This is a genomic window from Microbacterium sp. 13-71-7 (assembly GCF_002257455.1).
In the GTDB taxonomy this organism is placed as follows: Bacteria; Actinomycetota; Actinomycetes; order Actinomycetales; family Microbacteriaceae; genus Microbacterium.
In genome coordinates this window covers 1-4538 of the sequence record NZ_NCKN01000282.1, presented here as the reverse complement: position 1 = coordinate 4538, position 4538 = coordinate 1, and the positions used below count along the sequence as shown (strand labels likewise).

Below are 4538 nucleotides of genomic sequence, written 5' to 3'. Positions count from 1 at the left end.
GGTCGGTGACGAGACCGGTGTACCAGGTCGCGGCGTCCTGGAACTTCTTGTCCGTGAGCTGCAGCTTGCCGTCCTGCGTGGCCGGCTGCACGCCCGCCTTCGCGATCGGCAGCGCCTGCCACTGGAAGTCGCCCATGCCGACGGCGAAGCCCTGCTTGCCGTCGCGGGTGGCCGCCTTGGCGGTCTTCTCGAAGTCGTCGAACGTCCAGCCCGGCTTCGGGTCGGCGGCGCCGGCGGCCTTGAGCTGGTCGGCGTTGTAGTAGACGAGCATCGTGGCGGTGTCGAAGGGCAGGCCGTAGAGGTCGCCCTTGTTCTTCAGGATCTCGGTGGTGCCGGAGGCGAAGTCGCCCTCCTTGAGGCCCGCGGTCTTCAGATCGTCCGCGGTGAGCTTCTGGAAGCCGGAGGTGTAGCCGGACAGCATGCCGCTGTTCATGCCGGTGACGCACGCCATGTTGCCCGAGGCCATGTTCGTGGTCAGCTTCGTGAAGAAGTCGTTCCACGGCGCGGTGCGCAGCTCGATCTTCAGGTCGGGGTTCTGCTTCTTGGCGACGTCGATCTGCGCCTGGAGCGCCTTGGTGTCATCGGCGGATCCCGCCCACATGTCCACCACGACGGTCTTGTCATCGGCGCCGGCGCTGCTGCTCGAGCCTCCGCAGCCGGTCAGCACGAGCGCGGCGCCCACCGTGAACGCCGCCACGGGGACGAGGTGAGTCTTCTTCATTGAAATGCCTCCTCAGGCACGAACAGATCCTTGCTTCGTTTGAGTTCGAACGAAGTAATTCGGGGTTATGCCCTCATCCTGTCAGAGGCCCGCGGGAAACTCCAGCCGAACATCGGATGTCTGGCACAGATCGTGAGAATTCCGTGATGAATCCGACCGGCACGTGACATGCCCACTAGAGTGATCTTCATTCGACCTCGAAGGAAGTGTCATGGCACGTTCGGCAGACCGGTCCCCCGACCGCCGCGAACCCCCGGCGTCCGGTGATCACGCCCGGCAGATCGTCGAGCTGGTGACGCGCGGCGAGGCGCTGTCCCGCTCGGATCTCGCCCGCCTGCTCGGCATCGCGCCCTCGACCGTCTCGCTGCGCGTCCAAGAGCTCGTCGAGGCCGGAATCCTGCGGGAGAACGGCCAGGCGCAGTCCTCCGGCGGGCGACGGGCACGGCGCCTCTCCCTCGGCGGCACTCCGCACCGCGTGCTGGCCGCGGAACTCGGCGGAGAGCACGCCCGGCTCGGGCTGCTGGATCTCGGCGGTCACCTCGACCGGACGGCGACGATCCCGATCACGATCGCGGACGGCCCCGAGGCGACGCTCACGCTCGTCGAAGCCGGACTGCGCGCCCTCACCGAAGACGCAGACATCCGAGCTGTGGGCATCGCACTCCCCGGCCCCGTCAACTTCGAGACCGGGAGCGTGGATCAGCCCTCCCGCATGCCGGGCTGGCCCGGATTCCGCGTTGGCGAGGCGCTGACCGATCGCTTCGGAGTCCCGGCGGTCGTCGACAACGACGCGAACCTCATGGCCCTCGGCGAGCACCACCGCAGTCTCTCGCGGGATCAGCACAGCATCACCGTGAAGGCCGGAACCGCGATCGGCAGCGGCATCATCGTGGCGGGCTCCGTGCATCGCGGAGCCACCGCCGCGGCAGGGGACATCACGCACACGCGCGTCGCGGAGGCCGCGGACATCCCGTGCTCCTGCGGCAACCACGGCTGCCTGGAGACCATCGCGAGCGGCGCAGGACTCGTCCGTCAGATGCGCGAGCGCGGCGTCCCCGTCGCGGGCGCCGCCGAGGTGCTCGAGCTCGCGCGCAACGGCGATCCGATCGCGACCACCCTGGTCCGCACGGCGGGCACGCACCTCGGTCAGGTGCTGTCCGGCGTCGTCAACTTCTTCAACCCGCACGCCGTCTTCCTCACCGGAAGCATGAGCGCGAGCGAGCCCTTCCTCGCCGCCGTGCGCAGCCGCGTGTACGAGGCGTGCCATCCGCTCGCCACGCAGACGCTGCGGATCGAGTCCGCGCGGACAGGCCCTGATGCGGCGCTGTACGGCGCCGCGCGCCTGGCGATGGAGCTGGTCGACCCCGTCGCCTGAGACGCGACGCCCGGGCTCGGGCACCGCGAGAGGCGGTCGTGCCGGGTCAGTCCCTGGGCGCGAGTGTCAGCTCGATCACCGGGATCAGCACGTCGGGGCGCTGCACAGGCAGGTGCACCGTGAGCGTGCCCTCCGACTCCCCCGCCGGCGTCATCAGCGTCGCCTCCTGGGCCGGATCCGTCACCGAGGTCCTCAGCCAGGATCCGTCGTTGAGCAGCCGCGCGTAGGTGACCCGGTCCGCGAGCCCCTCCAGGTGCACGTAGCCGAGCGGCCAGGAGAACAGGTGCAGGTAGAGGCGGTCGCCCCGCCGGGTGTAGACGCCCTCACGGGGCGCGGCGAACGGAGCGTGCCCCGCGCCGACGATCGCGTCGCGGTGCAGGCGCATCCACTCGCCCAGGTCGGCGAGGACGGCCTCGTCGCGCGGCGCGATGCTCCCCCGCCCGTCCGGACCGATGTTGAGCAGCATGTTGCCGCCCATCGACACCGAGTCGGCGAGCATCTGCGCGAGCAGCACGGCCGACTTCTGGTCGTGATTGTCGCGGTGGTAGCCCCAGGATCCGTTGATCGTCTGGCACGCCTCCCACACCTGCGGCACGCCGTCCACGACGATCGGCGCGGTGGGCTGGTACTGCTCCGGGGTCACGAAGTCGGCGGGGATCCCGAGCCGGTCGTTCACGAGCATCTGCGGCTGCAGCTCGCGACAGAGGGCGAGGAGCGCCTCCGCATCCCAGTCCTCCGGCCCCTTGCCGGCCCAGCCGTCCTTCTTCTCGGGGTACGTGAAGTCGAAGAACAGGTAGTCGATGTCGCCGTACTGCGTGAGCAGTTCGCGCACCTGGCCGTGCAGATACGCGCGGTAGCGGTCCATGTCCCGCTCGCGGTTGCGCTCGTGCTCGATCGCGTCGTCGCGGCACGGGTGGTTCGCGTCGACTGTGAAGTCCGGGTGATGCCAGTCGATGAGCGAGTGGTAGAGGCCCACGCGCAGTCCCTCCGCGCGCAGCGCGTCGACGTATTCGCGGACCAGATCCCGCCCGCAGGCGGTGACGGAGGTGTAGTCGGTGAGCGCCGAGTCCCAGAGGCAGAACCCGTCGTGGTGCTTGGTCGTGAGCACGACGTAGCCCATCCCCGTCGCCTTCGCACGGCGCGCGAGCGCGGCCGCGTCGAAGAGGTCGGGGTCGAAGTGGTCGAAGTAGGCGCGGTACTCCTCGGCGGTCAGGCGCTCGTAGTTCTGCACCCACTCGTGCCGGGCGGCCCCGCTGTACAGGCCGAAGTGCACGAACATCCCGAACCGGGCCTCGTCGAACCACTGCTGTCGCATCTCTGCCTCTCTCTCGATCCTCGGGTGGGTCCGCTCAGGCGGAGGGATGCCCCACCACGCCCTTGCGCAGCAGCGCGTTGCCGTATTTGCGGGTCTCCCCCGTGCGCACCATGAGGTAGGCGCCCTTCGCGACGTCGTAGTACGCGAAGCGCTCCACGAACCGCGTGCCGCCCTCGTCGGTGCCGGCGGCGGCCATGAGCTCGCGCTGCACGTCGAGCACGGTCGCGTCGGCCGACTCCATGAGATCCATTCCAGGGGCGTCGTCGAGAGGCAGCACCGAGCGGATCGCCGCGACCACGGCGGGTGTCGTCGTGCCGGGCAGATCGACGACGCGTGCGCCGAGCGCCCACGCCGGGAAATGCGCATCGGCCACGACGACCGCATCCGAGTGCCCCATCCGATCGAGGTGCAGCAGCAGCTCACCCGTCAGCAGGGGGTCGATTCCTTCGAGCATGTCGTTCCCTTCGTCCTGTCCTGTCGCTCTCGTTCGCGTCGCGGGTGCCCTGTGGCGCGTGCCCTGTGGCGCGTGCCCTGTGGCGCGTGCCCTGTGGCGCGTGCCCTGTCGATTTCGTTCCCGTCGCGATATCCGCCGCTTTCCCTGCTCTTTTCCGACATCTTCTGCGACGGGAGCGGAGGAATCCGGGGCCCCGCTTCAGGCCGGGATCAAGCGCTCCTCCGCGAGCTCGCGCCAGAGGTCCGCGGGGATGTCGAGGGCCGCGAACTCCGCGTTCTGGCGCAGCTGCTCCGGGCGGCTCCCGCCGACCACGACCGAGGTCACGACCGGGCTCTGCAGCGGGTACTGTATCGCGGCCGCCGGCAGCGGCACGTCGTGCGCGCGGCAGACGTCGGCGATCCTGGTCAGCCGCTGCCAGAGCTCCTCCGGCAGCGCGCCGTACTCGTAGCGTCCGTCCCGCCGCGGCTCGCTCTGCGCGAGCAGGCCCGAGTTGAAGACCGAGGCGGCGACGATGTCCGTGCCGCGTTCGGCGCACGCCGGGATCACGTCGGCGGCCGCGGGCTGTTCGAGCAGGGTGTAGCGCCCCGCCACCATGATCGTGTCGAGGTCGGCCGAGCGCACCGCCGCGGTGAGGGCATCGGCGGTCATGGATCCGATCCCGATCCGTCCCACC

At 69.8% G+C, this 4538-nt stretch carries 5 protein-coding genes; 1 reads left to right on the top strand and 4 read right to left on the bottom strand.

Annotated features, from left to right (window positions below; translation table 11 throughout):
- Positions 1 to 721: extracellular solute-binding protein (locus B7X32_RS18730; RefSeq protein WP_292723159.1), on the bottom strand; the 721-nt coding region annotated here is incomplete at its 3' end.
- Between the two features lie 211 nt (positions 722 to 932).
- Here B7X32_RS18730 and B7X32_RS18725 point away from each other — a divergent pair.
- Complete coding sequence (locus B7X32_RS18725; RefSeq protein ID WP_292723157.1) at positions 933 to 2096, top strand: ROK family transcriptional regulator; 1164 nt, start codon at positions 933 to 935, stop codon at positions 2094 to 2096.
- A 46-nt stretch (positions 2097 to 2142) separates the two neighbouring features.
- Here B7X32_RS18725 and B7X32_RS18720 read toward each other — a convergent pair whose 3' ends face one another.
- The 3 genes from B7X32_RS18720 to B7X32_RS18710 all read right to left on the bottom strand — a co-directional run.
- Complete coding sequence (locus B7X32_RS18720; protein WP_292723154.1) at positions 2143 to 3411, bottom strand: alpha-L-fucosidase; 1269 nt, start codon at positions 3409 to 3411, stop codon at positions 2143 to 2145.
- A 34-nt stretch (positions 3412 to 3445) separates the two neighbouring features.
- Positions 3446 to 3865, bottom strand: a complete 420-nt coding sequence (locus tag B7X32_RS18715) for an RbsD/FucU domain-containing protein (protein ID WP_292723152.1) — start codon at positions 3863 to 3865, stop codon at positions 3446 to 3448.
- A gap of 198 nt (positions 3866 to 4063) precedes the next feature.
- Positions 4064 to 4538: aldo/keto reductase (locus B7X32_RS18710; RefSeq protein ID WP_292723150.1), on the bottom strand; the 475-nt coding region annotated here is incomplete at its 5' end.

What these genes read in the sequence shown, in the direction of transcription:
- B7X32_RS18720 (WP_292723154.1), bottom strand. Translation starts at nt 3,411, where the DNA reads ATGCGACAGCAGTGGTTCGACGAGGCCCGGTTCGGGATGTTCGTGCAC.
- B7X32_RS18725 (WP_292723157.1), top strand. Translation starts at nt 933, where the DNA reads ATGGCACGTTCGGCAGACCGGTCCCCCGACCGCCGCGAACCCCCGGCG.
- B7X32_RS18715 (WP_292723152.1), bottom strand. Translation starts at nt 3,865, where the DNA reads ATGCTCGAAGGAATCGACCCCCTGCTGACGGGTGAGCTGCTGCTGCAC.